The sequence below is a fragment of the Blastococcus sp. LR1 genome (assembly GCF_020166105.1).
In the GTDB taxonomy this organism is placed as follows: Bacteria; Actinomycetota; Actinomycetes; order Mycobacteriales; family Geodermatophilaceae; genus Blastococcus.
The window spans coordinates 689,198-706,059 of the sequence record NZ_JAIUJY010000001.1; the positions used below are offsets into that span (position 1 = coordinate 689,198).

Below are 16,862 nucleotides of genomic sequence, written 5' to 3' on the forward strand. Positions count from 1 at the left end.
AACCGTCTGATCCGCTCACAGAACCTCCACGTCGCCCGTCTGGTTCCTCTGCAGCCAAGGCGCCCAGTCTTCCCGATGCTGGCCGCTGCCCGCCTCGTGAGGACGTCACCGACCATGCAGCCCTCACCTCGCGCAGAACGCCGCCAGCCCCCATCACCGGTTGAGAGACCCAGCCATCCGGGTCCGGCCCCTACGCTGCGAGGCCGATGATCGCCATGTTTACCCCGTAAGCAGAGGGGCAGTTGAGTGCCCGCGGCTTGATTCCCAGGCCGCTTGCAGCGCCCCCGGCGTCACCTTGCACAGGGTTGCGCGGCGCATCTCCCTGTCCCAAGTAAGCCCGCGAGGAGTCTCATGATCACCGAACAGCAGATCAGCCAGGTCATCGGCAGCACCGCGGTCGCCAGCGACGGCGGCAAGCTGGGCAAGGTCGGCGAGGTCTACCTCGACGACGAGACCGGGCAGCCGGAATGGGCGACGGTGAACACCGGCCTGTTCGGCACCAGGGAAACCTTCATCCCGCTGGCCCAGGCCGACTTCTCCGGCGACCAGCTCCGCTTCCCGTACGAGAAGGCGAAGGTCAAGGACGCTCCCCGCGTCGATGACGAAAGCGGTCACCTGTCCCCGGAGGAGGAGGCCGAGCTCTACCGCTACTACGGGCTCGGCGGCCCCCAGCCCGACACCGGCCTGGCCGCCGGCAGGAGCGACCGACCTGAGCGCCGCGACGCCGACGGCGACGGCGTGTTCGACGACGTCCAGGGCCGCACGGTCGGCCATGACACCTCCGGCCTCACCACCGACGACGCGATGACCCGCTCCGAGGAGCAGCTCAAGGTCGGCACCCAGCGGGTGGAGACGGGCAAGGCGCGGCTGCGCAAGTACGTGGTCACCGAGAACCAGACCGTCAACGTGCCCGTGTCGCGCGAAGAGGTGCGGCTGGAACGGGAGCCGATCACCGACGCCAACGTCGGCAACGCGATGGATGGCCCCGCGATCTCCGAGGAGGAGCACGAGGTGGTGCTGCACGCCGAGCGTCCGGTCGTGCAGAAGGAGGCCGTGCCGGTGGAGCGCGTGCGCCTTGACGTCGACACGGTGACCGAGCAGCAGCAGGTCAGCGAAACGGTGCGCAAGGAGCAGATCGAGCTGGACACCGACGCGGTCGACCGCAACCGCTGAGTCACCGCTGGAGCCAGACGGAGACGTCCTCTCCGTCTGGCTCCCCGACGGCTCCCTGCAACACGATCGGTTGGGCTCGGATCTCCAGCGTCGGCTAGGTGCTGGCCGACGCCGTCTCGGCCGTGATCGTCGCCCTGGGTGTTGTTGCCGCGCTCGACCAGCTCGCGCTCGCGCAGAAGCTGGTCAACCCGGTCCTTCACACCATCCTGGTCGCGATCGTCGGCGTCATCGTCGTGGCTGTGGGCGGCGGCGGCATCGCCCGAGGCGTCAGCGCTGAGAGACCACTGTGGTCGAGGGGAGGCAGCGGCGCCCCGCGCCGACGCCGAATCTCGCGGGACCGCACCGGTCGATGGCGTCCGCACCCGAGACCCCAGTGGCACGACGGAGCCACCCGCACCATCAGTGAAGCCGGAGCCGCCCCAACGGCGGCGACACGGGCTAGCAGCGATGACCCCAGCAGTTCTGCACGACCGGGCCGGCGGACATCCAGCCCCGGTGCCCGCCGACCCGCCCCCACCGCACTCAGGAGCAACCATGCCCGACCACGACCGCACGCGATCCGATCTCGACGCCACCGCCTCCACCGAGGGGGCGCATGCCACCCGCGGCGCCGCCCGTGACGCCGTCGATGCCCAGCACGACCGCTACGGTGGCATCAAGTGGGGAGCGGCCTTCTTCGGCTGGCTCTCGGCGAACGGCCTGGCCGTCATCCTGCTCGCCATCTTGTCGGCGGCCGGCATTGCCTTCGGCCTCACCCAGATCTCCTCCGCCGACCAGGCCGCCGAGCGTGCGACCGACCAGGCCGACACCATCGGCATCGCCGGAGGCATCGCCCTGGCCGTCGTCCTCTTCCTGGCCTACCTCGCCGGCGGCTACGTCGCCGGTCGGATGGCCCGCTTCGACGGCCTCAAGCAGGGACTCGCCGTCTGGTTGATCGGGCTGCTCATCGTCGCCGCCCTGACCATCGCCGGTGCCCTGCTCGGCTCGGAGTACAACGTGCTCTCCCAGCTCAACCTGCCCACCATCCCGGTCAGCGGCGACACCCTCACCACCGCCGGCATCATCGCCGGCATCGTCGCCCTGCTGATCACGCTGCTCGGCGCCATCCTCGGCGGCAAGCTCGGTGAGCGCTACCACCGCAAGGTCGACCGCGCCGGCTTCGGCGCCTGAGCGCAGCCGGCCGACGCCCGTCGGACCGATCTCCTCGAGCGGTCCGACGGGCGTCCCAGTGGGAAGAGCGACGATGTCGAACTCCGACGGCGAGCCCTCAGGCAACGTCATCCGTGGTCCGGACAGCTGGGACCGTGGCCACGAGGCCCGGGCCTACAGCGGCCCGGCTCACGGCCAGCAATGGCAGGTGATCGATCCGGAACCGCCCGCCTATGTCGAGCTGCCGGTCGGCGCCGCGTCAGCGCTGTATCGCCTGGTCCGCCAGCCCCGCTCACACCGGCCGGCGCGCGATCAGCTCGGCAATTACCTGTACGTCCCCATGACGGACGCCCCCCACGAGCCGATGGACGAACGAACGCCGGACAGCTCGTTGCCTCCATCCTCCATCGGTATCGACCCGCCGACGCGCATCCGCCGAGACCGGCACCCGGTCGACGCCGAAGACGACGAAGAGAGCCGCGTGAGCACCTCGCTGCAGCGCCTGGCAGAAACCGGCCAGAGCACCTGGATCGACCACCTGTCCCGCCGATTCGTCCAAGACGGCGATCTCGCAACGCTGCTGGACCGCGGGGTCACCGGGCTCACCTCGAACCCGACGACCTTCCACACCGCGATCGCCGAGGGAGACGCCTACGACAAGCAGCTGCGCGACGTGCTCGCCGCCGAGACCGACCTCAAGGAGGTGTTCCTGGCGCTGGCCACCGACGACATCCGCGCGGCCTGCGACGCCTTGGCCGGAGTGCACACCCGCAGCGATCAGACGCGGGACGGCTGGGTCTCCCTGAGAATTGATCCGCACCTGGCGCACGACACCGAAGCCACCGTTGCCGAGGCGGTCCGGCTGCACCGGCTCATCGACCGGCCCAACCTGTTGATCGAGATCCCGGGCACGGAAGAGGGGCTTGCCGCCGTCGAGGAGACCATCGCCGTCGGCATTCCGGTCAACGTCACCCTGCTCTTCTCCTTGGACCGTCACCGGGCCGCCGCGCACGCCTACATACGTGGGCTCCGCAAGCTGCAGTCGGCCGGTGGGGATCTGCAGTCAGTGGCGTCGGTCGCCTCCTTCTTCGTGTCCCGGGTCGACACCGAGGCCGACCGCTGGCTCGACGACCTCGGCAGCCACGAACACCTCAAGGGCACGCTGGCCATCGCCACCGCCAAGCTCGCCTACCAGACGTATCTGCTGCTGTTCACCGGCGCGGTATGGGATGACCTGGCAGCCGCCGGTGCCTCGCCCCAGCGCTGCCTGTGGGCGTCTACCGGGGTGGAGAACACGGTCCACCACGACGTCCGCTACGCCGAGGAGCTGGTCGGCCCGCAGACGGTGACCTGCCTGGCTCGCGACACAGCCGAGGCCTTCCTCGACCACGGCAAGGTCGCGGAGACGCTGACCGCCGATGTCGACGGCGCCCGCCACACGCTGGAGGCGTTCACCGAGGCCGGCGTCGACTACGACGACCTGACCGCGGTGCTGGAGCAGGAGGGCGTGGAGGAGTTCGTCGCGTCCTTCGATGAGCTCATGGCCGGCGTCGCGGCCAAGCGCGACGAACTCATCCGGGACTAGGAGAGCCGCCAGGCCAGATACCGCCTTCCGCCGCGAACTCAGCCAGCAACTGCGGGTCGACTCGCTGCAGGAACTCCCGGGCCACCTGGGCGACACGGGGTCGCTCGGCTGAATCACCGACGTTCGACCCACATCACCGTCCGCGCATCCCCCGCGGCCGTTGCCAAGACACCTAGACTCGGAGCTGACACATGCCCTCAACACCCCCTCCCACCACCGGCCCGCAGGCTGGCGCCACCCCGGTCGGCGGCCGAAAGCCGACACGGAGACGGGCCGGCTGGCTCCTTCCGCTGCTGCTCCTCCTCGCTGCAGTCGTGATCGGTTCGCTGCTGCTCAGTCAGTGCGGCGACGACGGCGACTCCGACACCAGCGGCTCGTCCGCGGGCGCGGGTAGCAGCGCGTCCACGTCTCCCGAGTCCGGCAGCACCTCCCGCAGCGGATTGAGCACCGCAAGCCCGAACGACGGCGGCGCGAGCGGCCAACCCGGCACCATCACCGCCGGCGACACCTCCGTGCTGCCGTTGACCGCAGGCGCCGATCCGGCCCCCGCCCTGGCACAGGTCTCGGGACAGCCGGCCCAAGGCAGCGCGGTGCAGGTGCTGTCGGTGCCGGCCGACGAAGGATTCTGGGTGGGCACCTCCGACACGGAGCGGATCTGGGTCCAGCTGACCGGCAGCGGCGAGTCGCCCTACCAGGTGCAGGAAGGCGACACGGTGGACTTCCAAGGCACCGTCGTCGCCCACTCCCCCGGTTTCGCCCAGCAGGTGGGTCTCGAAGTGGCAGAAGGCGCCGCTCAGCTCGACGCCCAAGGCCACCACCTCGAGGTTGATAAGACGTCCGTCACCCTGGCCGACTGACGGCGGCCTGACACACTCATAGCGGCAGCGGGTGCTCCCCAAGATGGGGACCACCCGCTGCCGCTCGTGTGGACCAGGTCAGGCGTTGTCAGGCCCAGCGGGCAAGTCGTCGACCTGGGAGTCGTCCTCCGTGGTCAAGGTGACCCCCGAGGTATCAGCCTCGGCATCGCCGCTCAACCCTGGAGAGACGTCGCTTCCATCGGTAGCTCTGGGGTTCTGCTCCGCTGGTGTTGTCGTGGTGCTGCCTCTCACATCTGGGTGATCGGGTCGCGCTGGCTCACGGTCGTGAGGCCCACTCTGCGAAGCCGCAGGAAGCCGGTCAGGTCTGGCTCGACGTGGGCGTCCTGCTGCTGCCGCGCATCAACCCGCGAAGTCAACTTCGTCTCGGGCCTGGGCAAGCGGATCTCAACCGAATTTCGAGGCGTGACGCACCGCAGCCCAGCGCGCCAGCGGAAGGCCACCGAGGGGAGCCAGCGCCAGGACGAGCTCGGTGGCAACCGGCCGGAGAAGCACACAGAAGTGCGGCGACTTCCGCCTCGTAGCGGAATCACGTCGGACGGAGGCCGTCGGCCGGCATGGCTCGATCCGACGGAGCGTCGACGAGAGCCAGGACCCGGTGGTGCAGCTGATCCTCAATCGCCCGCAGGGCCATCCTCACCCATTTCTCGCGCAGAGCCGGTCCTGAAGACGCTGATCGAGATCGGCAGCCCCACCGCCAGCACGGCAAGCATGAACGGTGCGATTCCCGCGGGCGACAGTTCGCCGGAAGACAATATCGCTGCCCCGGACATCGCGGCGACCGCACCCGAGGCCGCCAGGCTCAGCCCCAACGACGCGGTCTCCACCGCGACGTCCTCGGAAGGCTGCATCTTTCTGGCCTGGACCATGATCGGTGCGGCATACGCCGAGAGCAGAGCGGCCAGGGCGAAGAGTGCCATCGTCACGAGGGCCGTCACGGGCTCGTCAGCTCCGGCGCAGTCTCGGGTTCTTCAGACCGGTGGTCAGCGGGATCGCGCGCCTCGTCGCCCAGTGACGGCGACGTAGACGCCGAGCACCACGATGGCGCCGATGATGGAGCCGATCCATCCGGCGGTGCCGAGTTCGAAGCCTCGACCGCTGATGAGGCCCCCGAGCAGGTTGCCGACCAGCGAACCGATGACGCCCAGCACGATGGTCATGGCGATGCTGAGGTCCTGCTTGCCGGGGATGACCGCTCGGGCGATGAGGCCGGCGACGAGGCCGATGACGAGCAGAACGATAAAGTTCCAGATCATGATGTCTCCTGGGGATGCACCGGGACGGCTTCGACGAGTGCCCGGTCAACGGGTGATGACTTTTCGCACGCCATGTCTCCGGCGCGCAGACTGCTCGCCGGCAGCGCGCCGGCGGTAGTGCAAGTGCCGGCGATTAGAGCCCGAGCTTGCCGCCCAACCCACCGCCGAGACCGCCGAGCAGCTGCTTCAGGTCGATGCCGAACTCGCTGAGCAGCCCGGCGTCCTTATCGGTGTCAACCTGAGCGGGGAGTTCACTGCTGGCCTGGTCGGCCTTGGCGCTGTCCCCGTTAGAGCGGAGGAACTCGAGGATCTGGTCCTTGGGAATCTGCATGAGAACTCCTGGCAAGCGGTGGCAGGCGCGCGGATACGACGTAAACGCCAATGCCCACGACTCGCCGAGTTGTCACCCAGTTGAAGGCAGATTCTCCGGTTCCCGTTCCGGGCAGGGCGTCCTACAGCCGGGATCGCGGGTCAGAGGAGGCCTCGTCCACCCGACCGGGTCCGACTGGGCCGGAGCTCGATGTCGACCGGCAGCTGCGGGTCGTCCAGAGCCTGGCGCATGTTGCTGACCAACCGGTCCTCCAGGGCCTGCCGGACCTCGGCGATGTCGGCGTAGTCGGTCAGGTCCACGGCAAGGGCGACCCGTCGACCCCCTCGGTCGAGCACGTGCGCAGATGCCCCGGCAACGCCGCGCAGGCTCTCGGCCTCGGCCTCCACGGCATCGGCGAGCGCACTGGTGTGGACGGTTGTGAGTCCGTCGCGGTCGTCGGTGGTCAGCTCCAGGCGCCCGATCCGGTCTGTGTGCAGCTGGGCCAGCAGCCATCGGAGTCCGAGCAGGGCCAGCAGGAGGCAGACGGCGGCGACGGCCCACCAGAACCACGGCTGGTTCCGGGCGAAGTCGCGCACGGGCTGCGGCAGAACGGGCTGATCGCCATCGCCGAAGGCCCCAAAACCCAGGGCCAGCCCGAGCCCGCCGGCAGCGAGCAGGAGCAACCCCAGCAACGCCAGGATCGTGCGGTTGACGCCATTGACACGTGAGCTCATCGCGAGGACTTTCCAGAGACGGTGACGCGCGGACGGAGGACGTCGGACAGCCCGAGCTCGCCGAGCCGCTCGGTCACGGCTGCGGTGACCGGCTGCTGCAGCTCTTGCGGGGAGCGCATGGCGGTGGCTGCCTTCACCCGCACGATGCGACGTCCGGCCTTGGCGCTGGCGCTCTTCACGCCGTCAGCTCGACGCGCGGCGGTGGACAGGGATCGCTCGATACCGCGGCGCGAGGCGGTGACGCGGACCCCGTCGGTGCGACCCGGCAGGGTGAGAGAGCCGGGCTTGCCGCGGCGGAGGGCGACCACCAGCAGGAGCAGCCCGATGATGATCAGACCGATGAGGACGGCGCGGACGACGCCGTCGGTGAAGGACTGTTCACCCAGCCATGTGCTCCACATCGGGTGGGGGACCAGCGAGTACGGACGCCCCAGGGCGGCCAGGACGATCTCCACGACGGCGAGGAGGCCGCCGAGGAGGAGCGCCAGCGCCAGCACCGTCGCGATGACCCGGTTCACGATGGACATGGACACTCCTTGGTCGAGTCGGGGCTCACTGGACGCGTCGCCGATGGGCGGAGGGCGTGCTCAGGCTGACGACGTCGATGTCGACGTGGGCAACCCGGACGCCGGTGATGTGCTCGACATCCTTGCGGACCCGCTCGCGCACCCGGCTGGCCACGGTGCGGACCGAGGCGGGCCAGCCGATCGCCACGGTCGCGTCGACCGTGGCGGTGTGCCCGTCGACGCGGGCGTCGACGGACGCCTCCTTGTCCGGGCGGGCGTCCCCGACGTTGATGCCGAGCACCCGGCGTGGAGCGGCGGTCGCACCCTCGACCTGCGTGACTGCATAGCCGGCGACTCGCTCGACGACACGGTCGGCGATCTCGAGGGTGCCCCGCTCGGCGGGGTCGCCGAGCTCCGGGAGGGCGGCGCCGTGTTCGTCCGGCCCGGAGGTGGCCTGCGGGCCATCGGGGGGAAGTGTGACGGCGCTGCTCACCGCGGACCGCGCCCACCGAGGTAGGGCGTGAGGTCGAGCTGACCGGACACCACCTTGCCGATCACGAAGCCGATGACACCGAGCACCGCGGTTCCGACGAAGGCGTCGAAGCCGCCGATGACCCAGGCGAGACCGAGCAGCAGACCGGTGAACAGACCCACGACGGTGGGTGGCATGGCAACCTCCAGGACAAGACGGGTTCAGGGCAGTTCAGACGACGCGCCGTGGTCTGCGGCGACGGTGGTACCAGGCTGCGATCCTGGCGAGACCCCGGGGCCGGCGGACGAAGCGGACGTCGTCCGCCGGCCGGGGGCCTGCTCTGCGGGCTCGCCCCTCGAGCTCCGCCATGACCCGGAGGAACTCGGACGGATCGCCCCCGAGGTCGGGATGGTGCGCGCGGAGCAGCGCCCGTCGTCGGCGACGCTCCTCCGGGTCGGTGGTCTCAGGCATCAGGCCTGCGGAACCCCCACACCGGACGGCCCGGGGGGCAGGGCCGGCGGCTGTTCTTCGGGCAGCTGGAGGTCCGCGACGTGCACGTCTACCGGCTGTCCGGCCACGAGCGGCTCGACCGCGCGACGCACCTGGTCGGCGATCGCGATGATCGGAACGCCCTGGACGGCCACGACCGACACCAGCACGCGGTTGGGTTCGATCCGCACCCCGTCGACCCGACGCCCCGGTAGGTATGTGGCGACGTTCCGCAGGCCGCTGCCGCGGGACAGCGACGCGACGGCGGGGCAGGCGACCGCGGCAGCGGCGATGGCGTCGGCAAGCTCGGCCTCCGACATCGCCGCGATCGCGGCCGAACCACTGGATGCTGAGGTCACTGGACCCGCGGAGGCTCCTGGGAGCCCTCGTCGTCGGACGGCAGGTGGATGTCGTTGACCGAGATGTTGACCTCGGTGACCTGCAGACCGGTCATTCCCTCGACCGACGCGATGACGTTTCGCCGGACCGACCGGGCGACATCGGCGATGGGGGCGCCGTACTCGGTGACCAGGTCCAGGTCGACCGCTGCCTGCTTCTCCCCGACCTCGACCGAAACGCCCTGACCGGCCGACTGCGTGGCGCCCGGGATGCGCTCGCGGAGCGCGCCGAGGGTGCGTGCCGCGCCGCCGCCGAGAGCGTAGACGCCGGACACCTCGCGCGCAGCCAGGCCGGCGATCTTCTGGACGACGTTGTCGGCGACGGTGGTGGTGCCCTGGCTGGTCTGCAGAGCCGACGGCGACGCCTGGGTGACCGCGCTCGACGACGCGGAGGTGCTGGAGCTCGGGGACTGCGTCACTGGGTGACCTCTTCTTCCGTGATGGGAGATAACGTCGTAAACCGACGGGCGGCCCGGTCGTGCCCTCGGGTCGCCGACTTACACCAGTTGGACACAACTGGATGGGAAGGGTTACAGCAGATGGCGAAAAAAGCTCCGCGGAAGCGAGAGCTTCACCGGTGACCCGAGAGGCAGAGCCCGCCGCCGACCACACCAATCCGATGGAAGAGCACTGGGTCGCGCTGGCTGCGCAGGGCAACGAGGACGCCTTCGCATCGCTCGTCCGCGCGCATCAAGACCGGCTCTACCGCGTGGCGCTGCGCCTGGTGGGGCATCCTGCAGACGCTCAGGAGGCCGTGCAGGAGTCCCTCCTGCAGGCTTGGCAGCACCTGGATGGCTTCCGCGGCGACGCGAAGTTCTCGACGTGGGTCACGCGCATTCTGATCAACCGCTGCCACAACGTGCTGCGCGCTCGCAAGCTCACCGTCCCCCTGCCCGACGATCCGGGATCCGACCGTGGCCTGCCTCAGGCGCCGGCAACCGAGGACCTGGCCGTGCGTGCTCAGCGCAGGGACGCCGTCCGCGCCGCGGTGCTGTCGCTACCTTTCGACCAACGCGCGCCACTTGTCCTGACCGTCTTCGGCGGTTACACACACGCTGAAACGGGGCGCATTCTCGGCATCTCCGAGACAGCAGCCAAGGTGAGGGCGCATCGTGGACGCAAGACCCTGCTGTCCCGGCTCCAGGAATGGAGGTGACTCCCGTGTCCCCGAGCAACAGAGCAGACGACGACCGCCTGCCCTGCGGCGTAGGCGTCGACGATCTGCTCACCCAGGTGGCCGAGCATGCTCACCCCCGTGACCCGGCACACCAACGCAGCTGTCCGCATTGCCGGGCCGCCCTGGCGGCGCTGGCCGACCTGTGGGCCCCCGTCACCGAACTGGCAGCGGAAGACGTCCGCGCACCGGCCAGCCTGCTGCAGGAAGTCATGGCACAGATCCGCGAACTGTCCCGCAACGCCTGGCACGCCGTCCTGACCGACCCGACCGGGCAGACCCGCATCGCGGCACGCGTCGTCGGCGCCGTCGCACGACTGGCCGCCGAGTCCGTTCCGCACGTCTCGGTCGCCCTCGGCAACGGTCGCCCCGAGACCCGGGCCGGACAGTCGCCCTCCCCCACCGAGATCGCCGGCGCCGCGGGAGAACCTGCCACCGACGTCGGAGTCGCGGGCTCGCACGTCATCATCGACGTCCAGATCGCCGTCGACTACGGCGTTCCCATCGCGCACGTCGCGCAGGCGGTTCGGAGCCGGATCATCGAGCACCTCGTGGCGCACACCGGGTTGACCACCAGCGAGGTGAACGTCATCGTCATCGACGTCCTCGCATCGCCTCCTACGGAGACCTAAGAACGCGCCCCCCAGCGCCGGCCACATCGTCTCCAAGGAGCAGTGACGGGCGACCGCTCATCAGGTTCAGGCGACCTGACGCTCCAGCGGGCCCTGCGCCGACGTCAGCAGGTCCGCCCACCATGTGGTCGCCCTGACCGCCGGCCTCGACAGCACCGGCCCGGACGGCGCCACGACGAGCGCTGGAGGCAACCTTGCCGGATCGAGGGAGGCGTGTAACACGCAACCACCTTCATCAGCCTGTCGTCGCATGGTGCTTCGGAGCTGGTTGCGAAACCGCCGTCGCCGGTAGGTGTTCGCCGGACCCCGCCCTTCTCGTGACGAGGCCGTGCTCGCGCCGACGGCGTCGGCGGACGGTGCAGAGTGATGAGCAGCCGAGAGTGCCCTTGGTGCGCTCGTGGTTAAAGGCACACGAAAGGCACGGGATCCACCCGCGCCGATGCTGACCAGCCGAGATCCAGCCAACAGCTCAAGCCTTCCAAGCTGGCCATGCCGGTTCGATCCCGGTCACCCGCTCCACCCACGGCCCGACGAGGACCGGTGGCGGCGTCGCTATTGCGAGGATCAGGTGCCGAGGCTGATGCGGTCGGTCTCCGGAGCGGCGACCGGCTCGCCGGACAGGTACGTCACCAGTGCGTCGACCTCGACGCCGGGCTGGTCGACCGGGTTCGTGCCTTCGGTCAGAACCGTGAAGCCGTCGCCGCCGCCGGCCAGGAAGCTGTTCACCGTGATCCGGTAGGTCTGATCGAGGACGACGGCCTCGCCGTCGATGGTCAGGGAACCGGGCACGACTCCGCTGCCGGCAGCGGTGACCGTGTAGGCCACCGTGCCGGATGGGGCCAGCACGCTGTCGACCTCGAACTGCTGGTCGAGCAGCGCGTACAGCTGCCGACCGGTCAGGTCCAGCGTGGTGAGCAGGTTGTCGAACGGCTGCACCGTGAAGGCCTCGCCGTAGGTGACGACCCCGTCGCCCTCACCGGCGGCGGATGAGGCGAAGGTCAGGTCGGCCCGCACCCCGCCGGGGTTCGTGAAGGCTGCGACGGCACTGGCCTCGTCGTCGGTCGCCGCGAGCTGGGCGTCGGCGATCAGGTCGACCAGTGGGGACTCCCCGCTCAGGCCACCGGCCAGCGCCTCCCGGGTGCGAACGATCTCCTCGGCGACCGCGCCGACCGGCTCGTCGGCGATCGGCCGGGCGATCTCGGCGTACCGGTCGACGAGCGCCTGTGCCTGCGGATCGGCCGGGACGTCCCGGGTGACGACGACGTTCTCGGCGGTGCTGGTCACGACGTCCCCGCCGCGACGGTCGATGGTCAGGTCGACGTCGGTGATCAGACGGCCGTTCGACAGCCCCTGGGCGACCAGCTTTCCGTCGACCTCGCACACGAACCCTCTGTGGGAGTGCCCCGTGAGGACGACGTCGACCGCGTCGTCGATCGCTCCGGCGATGTCGAACGCAGGCCCCGTCGGACCGGTGCAGCCGTTGGCGTCGGCGCCGGCCGAGCCGCCTTCGTGCAGCGACACGACGATCGCCTCGACGCCGTCGGCGCGCAGTTCGGCGACGTACCGGTTGATCGTCGCGACCTCGTCGGAGAACTCGACGTCGGTGATGCCCGCCGCGGAGACGAGAGAGGGCGTCTCGTCGAGAGTCAGCCCGATCACGCCCAGCTCCACGCCCTGGAACGTGTAGACCCGGTACGGCGGCAGGATCGGCTCCCGGCTCTGCCGGTCGACGACGTTGGCGGCGAGCCAGTCGGCGTCGGAGCCGTTCCAGCCGTCACCGTCCAGGCAGCCGTCGTCGGGGTGGCACGCACCGCCGTCGACGATCCGGCGCAGTTCGTCGACGCCTTCGTCGAATTCGTGGTTGCCGACGGTGGCGATGTCCAGGCCCAGCTGGTCCATCGCGTCCACGGTCGGCTCGTCGCGGAACAGAGCCGACAGGAGGGGGCTCCCGCCGATCAGGTCGCCGTTGCTGATGGTCAGGGTGTTGTTCTCGTTCTCGGCCTCGAGCGCGCGGTGGTGGGTGGCGAGGTACGCGAGGCCGCCGGCGTCGACTCTGCTGTCAGGGGACGCGACTCGTCCGCCGGAGCCCGTCGGCGGCTCGAGGGCCCCGTGGAAGTCGTTGAAGGCCAGCAGCTGGACCTTCACCGGCCTCGGCTCCGCCGACGCCGGTGCGGGGACCACGACGGCGACGGCGACGGCGACGGCAGACAGGCAAGCGGTGGCGCCTAGGGCCGCGAGGTGGCGCTTCCTCATACGGATCTCCTCGGGGAGAAGCAGGGGCGCTCGCGACGCTAGGAGCGCTCCGTGCACTTCCGGCAAGGAGCAGATGAACCCCGGAGGACCGTGCGATGCACTTACCCCGGGACCGGAGGAGGTCCGCATCCGGCCAGGTCAGCGGGGAGCTCGGGGCGCCGGACGGTCACTGCGCCGCGGGCGAGGACTCCGCCTCGGGAGCCGCTCCGGCCGGCGCGGGCACCGTCACCTCGTCGACGAAGCAGTAGCCCCAGCTCTCCCCCGGCTCGGCCGACGCGATCAGCGGGTGGTCGTCGGCGGCCGCGTGCGCACGGGCGTGCCGACGCGGCGAGGAGTCGCAGCAGCCGACGTACCCGCAGCTCAGGCAGGTGCGCAGGTGCACCCACTCGGTCCCCTCCTGCAGGCAGCCGACGCACCCCGACGCCAGGGGCACCACCGGCCGGGACGCTGCACCGTGCTCGCAGCCGCTGCCCGTCGGCCACGCGTACCGGACCACCCGGGCGGTGTCGACGACGGTCCCGTCCCGGTCGGCTACCTGGTGACCGAGCTCCGCGAGCACCGAGCGCAGCAGCGCCTGGCCGGAGAGCCGGTCGCGATCGAGGATGTGGTCCGCGCCCGCGTCGGCCAGCTCGGCGACGTCGACGGCGCCCAGCGGCCGGGCCAGGATCGGCGCGGACGTGACCGCCCGTGCGGCGGCGACGACCCGCACCGCCTGCTCGGGGTCGTCCTCGGCGATCACGGCGAGCCGGGCCTCGGGCACCCCCGCCGTCCGCAGGATCTCCCCCTTCGTCGGGTCGCCGCGGACGACGGCGTGACCGGCGGCCTCGGCCTGGCGCGCGCCGTCGGGGTTGAGCGTGGTCATGACGACGTCGACGCCGCGGCTGCGCAGGGTGGCGGCGAGGTCGAGGGCGGTGGGACCCCAGCCGATGATCGCGACGTGCTCGCGGGGCGTGCCGCCGTCGGCGTCGGAACCGTCGTCCGCGACGGTGTGCCGCCGGTCGATCCGGGCGCCCGCGGCGGCGAGCTGCGGGGTGAGGAGCATCAGCAGGACCGTGGTCGCGACGACGACCTGCGAGCCGTCGTCGCCGAGCCCCAGCGGAGCCAGTCCTGCGGCGGTCCCCACGGTGAGGAGCACGAAGGAGAACTCGCCGATCTGCGCGAGGAGCAGACCGGTGGCGACCGCCGTGCGCAGCGGGATGCGGGCCACCGTCGCGGCGGCTGCCGTGGTGAGCGTCTTGACGAGCAGGACGACGGCGGCGGCGCCCAGCACCAGCGGGAGGTTGGCGAGCATGAACCCGACGTCGAGCAGCATGCCGACGGAGACGAAGAAGACCGCGCTGAACACGATCTGCAGCGGCAGCACCTCGGCGAACGCCTGACTGCTGGCCCGGCTCTCGCTCACCACCAGGCCGGCCAGGAAGGCGCCGAGGGAGACGCTGACGCCGGCCAGCGCGGTCAGGTAGGCGGTGCCGAAGCAGACGGCGACGATCGCGAGGAGGAACACCTCCGGCGAGCAGGTCCGCGCCACGACGTCGAGCACCGCGGGCATGACCCGGCGGGCCACGACCAGGACGACGACGATCACCGCGACGGCGGTGAGCAGGGCCCACAGCAGCGAGCTGCCGCCGGACCCCTCGCCGTCCGCGGAGGGGCCCAGCAGGGGGACGACGAGCACCATGGCCACCACGGCCAGGTCCTGGGCGATGAGCACCGCCAGCGCCAGTCGGCCGCGCACCGCGGAGTTCTCCCGCCGCTCCCCCAGCAGCTTCAGCACGATGGCGGTGGACGACAGCGCGAGCAGGAACCCGGTGAACAGCCCGTCGCGCCACCCGCCGCCGGCCAGCAGGGTCAGCCCCAGTCCGGCCCCGGTCGCCGTCAGCAGCTGCAGGCCGCCGGCGACGGCGATCCAGGTCCAGACCCGTGCCAGCCGGTCGAGCGAGAACTCGATCCCGATGGTGAAGAGCAGCAGGATGACGCCGATGTCGGCGGCGGCCTCCACCGCCTCGCCGTTCTCGACGATGCCGAGTTGCGCCGGGCCGATCAGGACGCCGGCCACCAGGAAGCCGACGATCGGGACCACCCGGGCGCGGGCCGACAGGTAGCCGATCACCGCGGCCGCCACGATGAGCGCCGCGGTCGGCCCCAGGTAGCCCGGCACCTCGCCGGCCGCGAGAACGAGTTCTGCCTCCGGAGCCATGCCGGACATTCTGCTCGCCGCCACGCCGCCGGCCGAGGCCCCGTCGGGCGGGAATCCCTGCTGGCCGCCCGCGTTGACCAGCGGCGGGCAGCGCGGCGATGCTGTCGGCTACCGGCCGAGGAGGTACGGGCATGACCGCTCCTCCCGCGGGGCTGCGCATGGGCACGGCCCGGGCCCGCTGGGTGCTGCTCGCCACCGTCCTCGGCTCGGGCGTGGCCCTGCTGGACGCGACTGTCGTCAACGTGGCGCTGGAGCGGATCGGCGGCGACCTCGACGCCGACTTCTCCGGCCTGCAGTGGACGGTCAACGCCTACACGCTGACCCTCGCCTCGCTGATCCTGCTCGGCGGATCGCTGAGCGACCGCTTCGGACGACGCCGGGTCTTCCTCGTCGGCGTGTGCTGGTTCGCGGCGGCCTCGGCGCTGTGCGGCCTGGCCCCGGACATCGGCACTCTCGTGGCGGCGCGGGCCCTGCAGGGCGTCGGCGGGGCACTGCTCACCCCGGGCAGTCTGGCCATCATCGCGGCATCCTTCTCCGGGCCCGATCGAGCCAAGGCGGTCGGAGCGTGGTCCGGTCTCACCGGTGTCGCCGCCGCCGTCGGGCCGTTCGTCGGCGGCTGGCTGGTGGAGTGGAGCTGGCGGGCGGTCTTCCTGATCAACCTGCCGCTGGCCGCCGTGGTCATCGTCGTCGCGGCCCGGCACGTGCCCGAGTCGCGGGACCCCCAAGCCGCGCCCCGGCTCGACTGGGCGGGCACGGCGCTGGTGGCCGCGGGACTCGGCGCGCTCACCTACGCCCTGACCGCCGCCGGGGACCGCGGAGTGGTGCCGGCGGTGTGGCTGGGTGCCGCGGTCGGCGTCCTCTGCCTGACGGCGTTCGTCGCGGTGGAGCGGCGATCACGGCACCCGCTTATCCCTCCGGAGCTGTTCGCCGACCGGCAGTTCAGCGCGGCCAACGCCACCACGCTGTTCGTGTACGCCGCGCTGGGCGCCCTGTTCGTGCTCCTGGTGCTGCAGCTGCAGGTGGTCTCCGGGTTCAGCCCGCTGCTGGCCGGCACCGCACTGCTCCCCCTCACGGCCCTGATGCTCGTGTTCTCCGCCCGGGTCGGGGCGCTGGCCCAGCGGATCGGGCCGCGCCCCCTGCTCACCGCCGGGCCGCTGGTGGCCGCGGGCGGGGTGCTGCTGATGCTCCGGGTCGGCCCGGAGGCCTCCTACCTGTCCGACGTGCTGCCCGCCGTCACCCTCTTCGGCGCGGGCCTCACCCTGCTGGTCGCCCCGCTGACGGCGACCGTCCTGGACTCCGCCGAGGACCGGCACGCGGGGGTCGCCTCGGGCGTGAACAACGCCGTAGCGCGCGCGGCCGGACTCCTCGCGGTGGCGGTTGTCCCGGCCGCTGCCGGCCTGGGCGGAGAGGACTACACCGATCCGACGGCGTTCGCCGCCGGCTTCCGCGCCGCGGTGGTGATCCTCGCCGGGCTGCTGGTCGCCGGCGCCCTGGTCTCCTTCGCGTTCGTGCGGCGCCCCCTGGGCGCCGAGGCACCCGCAGCGACCGGGCGGGTTCCGGTCGAGCGGTGCCTGCACTGCGGCGTGAGCGGCCCCGCCGTCCACCCGCCGGACCACAGCCCAGAGACCGCTGACGCAGCCGCCCCGGATCGCTGACGCC

19 protein-coding genes are annotated in these 16,862 nt (G+C 71.1%); 7 read left to right on the forward strand and 12 right to left on the reverse strand.

Going from position 1 to position 16,862, the window contains the following annotated elements; all coding sequences use genetic code 11:
- Positions 1-351: 351 nt before the first annotated feature.
- The 4 genes from LBW97_RS03405 (at position 352) to LBW97_RS03420 (ending at position 4,764) form a co-directional block, all read left to right on the forward strand.
- Positions 352-1,173, forward strand: a complete 822-nt coding sequence (locus tag LBW97_RS03405) for a DUF2382 domain-containing protein (protein ID WP_224497990.1) — start codon at positions 352-354, stop codon at positions 1,171-1,173.
- A 534-nt stretch (positions 1,174-1,707) separates the two neighbouring features.
- Entirely contained in the window at positions 1,708-2,343 is a 636-nt protein-coding gene (locus LBW97_RS03410; protein WP_224497991.1) for a hypothetical protein, read from the forward strand.
- Complete coding sequence (gene tal / locus LBW97_RS03415; RefSeq protein ID WP_224497992.1) at positions 2,297-3,907, forward strand: transaldolase; 1,611 nt, start codon at positions 2,297-2,299, stop codon at positions 3,905-3,907. The genes LBW97_RS03410 and tal overlap by 47 nt, the downstream gene beginning before the upstream one ends.
- A 314-nt stretch (positions 3,908-4,221) precedes the next feature.
- A complete protein-coding gene (locus LBW97_RS03420; RefSeq protein WP_224497993.1) occupies positions 4,222-4,764 on the forward strand; it encodes a hypothetical protein in 543 nt (180 codons plus the stop codon).
- Positions 4,765-5,396: 632 nt separating this feature from the next.
- Here LBW97_RS03420 and LBW97_RS03425 read toward each other — a convergent pair.
- The 10 genes from LBW97_RS03425 to LBW97_RS03470 form a co-directional block, all read right to left on the reverse strand.
- Positions 5,397-5,720, reverse strand: coding sequence for a hypothetical protein (locus LBW97_RS03425; RefSeq protein ID WP_224497994.1), 324 nt, complete (start codon positions 5,718-5,720; stop codon positions 5,397-5,399).
- A gap of 45 nt (positions 5,721-5,765) precedes the next feature.
- On the reverse strand, positions 5,766-6,038 hold the full coding sequence (locus LBW97_RS03430; RefSeq protein WP_224497995.1) for a GlsB/YeaQ/YmgE family stress response membrane protein: 273 nt from the start codon (positions 6,036-6,038) through the stop codon (positions 5,766-5,768).
- 133 nt (positions 6,039-6,171) lie between these two features.
- The gene (locus LBW97_RS03435) at positions 6,172-6,369 is read right to left on the reverse strand and encodes a hypothetical protein (protein ID WP_224497996.1); all 198 of its coding nucleotides are present in this window, start codon (positions 6,367-6,369) and stop codon (positions 6,172-6,174) included.
- A 140-nt stretch (positions 6,370-6,509) separates the two neighbouring features.
- Positions 6,510-7,082: an alkaline shock response membrane anchor protein AmaP gene (gene amaP / locus LBW97_RS03440; RefSeq protein ID WP_224497997.1), complete on the reverse strand. Its 573-nt coding sequence runs from the start codon at positions 7,080-7,082 to the stop codon at positions 6,510-6,512.
- Positions 7,079-7,609 (reverse strand): DUF6286 domain-containing protein, encoded by a 531-nt coding sequence (locus tag LBW97_RS03445; RefSeq protein ID WP_224497998.1) that lies wholly within the window; start codon positions 7,607-7,609, stop codon positions 7,079-7,081. The genes amaP and LBW97_RS03445 overlap by 4 nt, the downstream gene beginning before the upstream one ends.
- Positions 7,610-7,634: 25 nt before the next feature.
- Entirely contained in the window at positions 7,635-8,081 is a 447-nt protein-coding gene (locus LBW97_RS03450; RefSeq protein WP_224497999.1) for an Asp23/Gls24 family envelope stress response protein, read from the reverse strand.
- Positions 8,078-8,257, reverse strand: coding sequence for a hypothetical protein (locus tag LBW97_RS03455; protein ID WP_113801753.1), 180 nt, complete (start codon positions 8,255-8,257; stop codon positions 8,078-8,080). Before LBW97_RS03455 ends, LBW97_RS03450 begins: the two co-directional genes overlap by 4 nt.
- A 34-nt stretch (positions 8,258-8,291) precedes the next feature.
- Positions 8,292-8,531 (reverse strand): hypothetical protein, encoded by a 240-nt coding sequence (locus LBW97_RS03460; RefSeq protein WP_224498000.1) that lies wholly within the window; start codon positions 8,529-8,531, stop codon positions 8,292-8,294.
- Positions 8,531-8,908 (reverse strand): hypothetical protein, encoded by a 378-nt coding sequence (locus LBW97_RS03465; protein WP_224498001.1) that lies wholly within the window; start codon positions 8,906-8,908, stop codon positions 8,531-8,533. Before LBW97_RS03465 ends, LBW97_RS03460 begins: the two co-directional genes overlap by 1 nt.
- A complete protein-coding gene (locus tag LBW97_RS03470; RefSeq protein ID WP_135145344.1) occupies positions 8,905-9,366 on the reverse strand; it encodes an Asp23/Gls24 family envelope stress response protein in 462 nt (153 codons plus the stop codon). The genes LBW97_RS03465 and LBW97_RS03470 overlap by 4 nt, the downstream gene beginning before the upstream one ends.
- Before the next feature lie 158 nt (positions 9,367-9,524).
- Between LBW97_RS03470 and LBW97_RS03475 the strand changes: the two genes are divergently transcribed.
- Positions 9,525-10,103, forward strand: a complete 579-nt coding sequence (locus tag LBW97_RS03475) for an RNA polymerase sigma factor (RefSeq protein WP_224498002.1) — start codon at positions 9,525-9,527, stop codon at positions 10,101-10,103.
- A gap of 230 nt (positions 10,104-10,333) precedes the next feature.
- Positions 10,334-10,753, forward strand: a complete 420-nt coding sequence (locus LBW97_RS03480; protein WP_224498003.1) for an Asp23/Gls24 family envelope stress response protein — start codon at positions 10,334-10,336, stop codon at positions 10,751-10,753.
- Positions 10,754-11,317: 564 nt separating this feature from the next.
- Here LBW97_RS03480 and LBW97_RS03485 read toward each other — a convergent pair.
- Together LBW97_RS03485 and LBW97_RS03490 are read right to left on the reverse strand one after the other, a co-directional pair.
- Complete coding sequence (locus LBW97_RS03485; RefSeq protein ID WP_224498004.1) at positions 11,318-13,006, reverse strand: bifunctional UDP-sugar hydrolase/5'-nucleotidase; 1,689 nt, start codon at positions 13,004-13,006, stop codon at positions 11,318-11,320.
- Between the two features lie 166 nt (positions 13,007-13,172).
- Complete coding sequence (locus LBW97_RS03490; protein WP_224498005.1) at positions 13,173-15,203, reverse strand: cation:proton antiporter; 2,031 nt, start codon at positions 15,201-15,203, stop codon at positions 13,173-13,175.
- Positions 15,204-15,334: 131 nt separating this feature from the next.
- Between LBW97_RS03490 and LBW97_RS03495 the strand changes: the two genes are divergently transcribed.
- Complete coding sequence (locus tag LBW97_RS03495; protein WP_224498006.1) at positions 15,335-16,858, forward strand: MFS transporter; 1,524 nt, start codon at positions 15,335-15,337, stop codon at positions 16,856-16,858.
- Positions 16,859-16,862 lie beyond the last annotated feature (4 nt).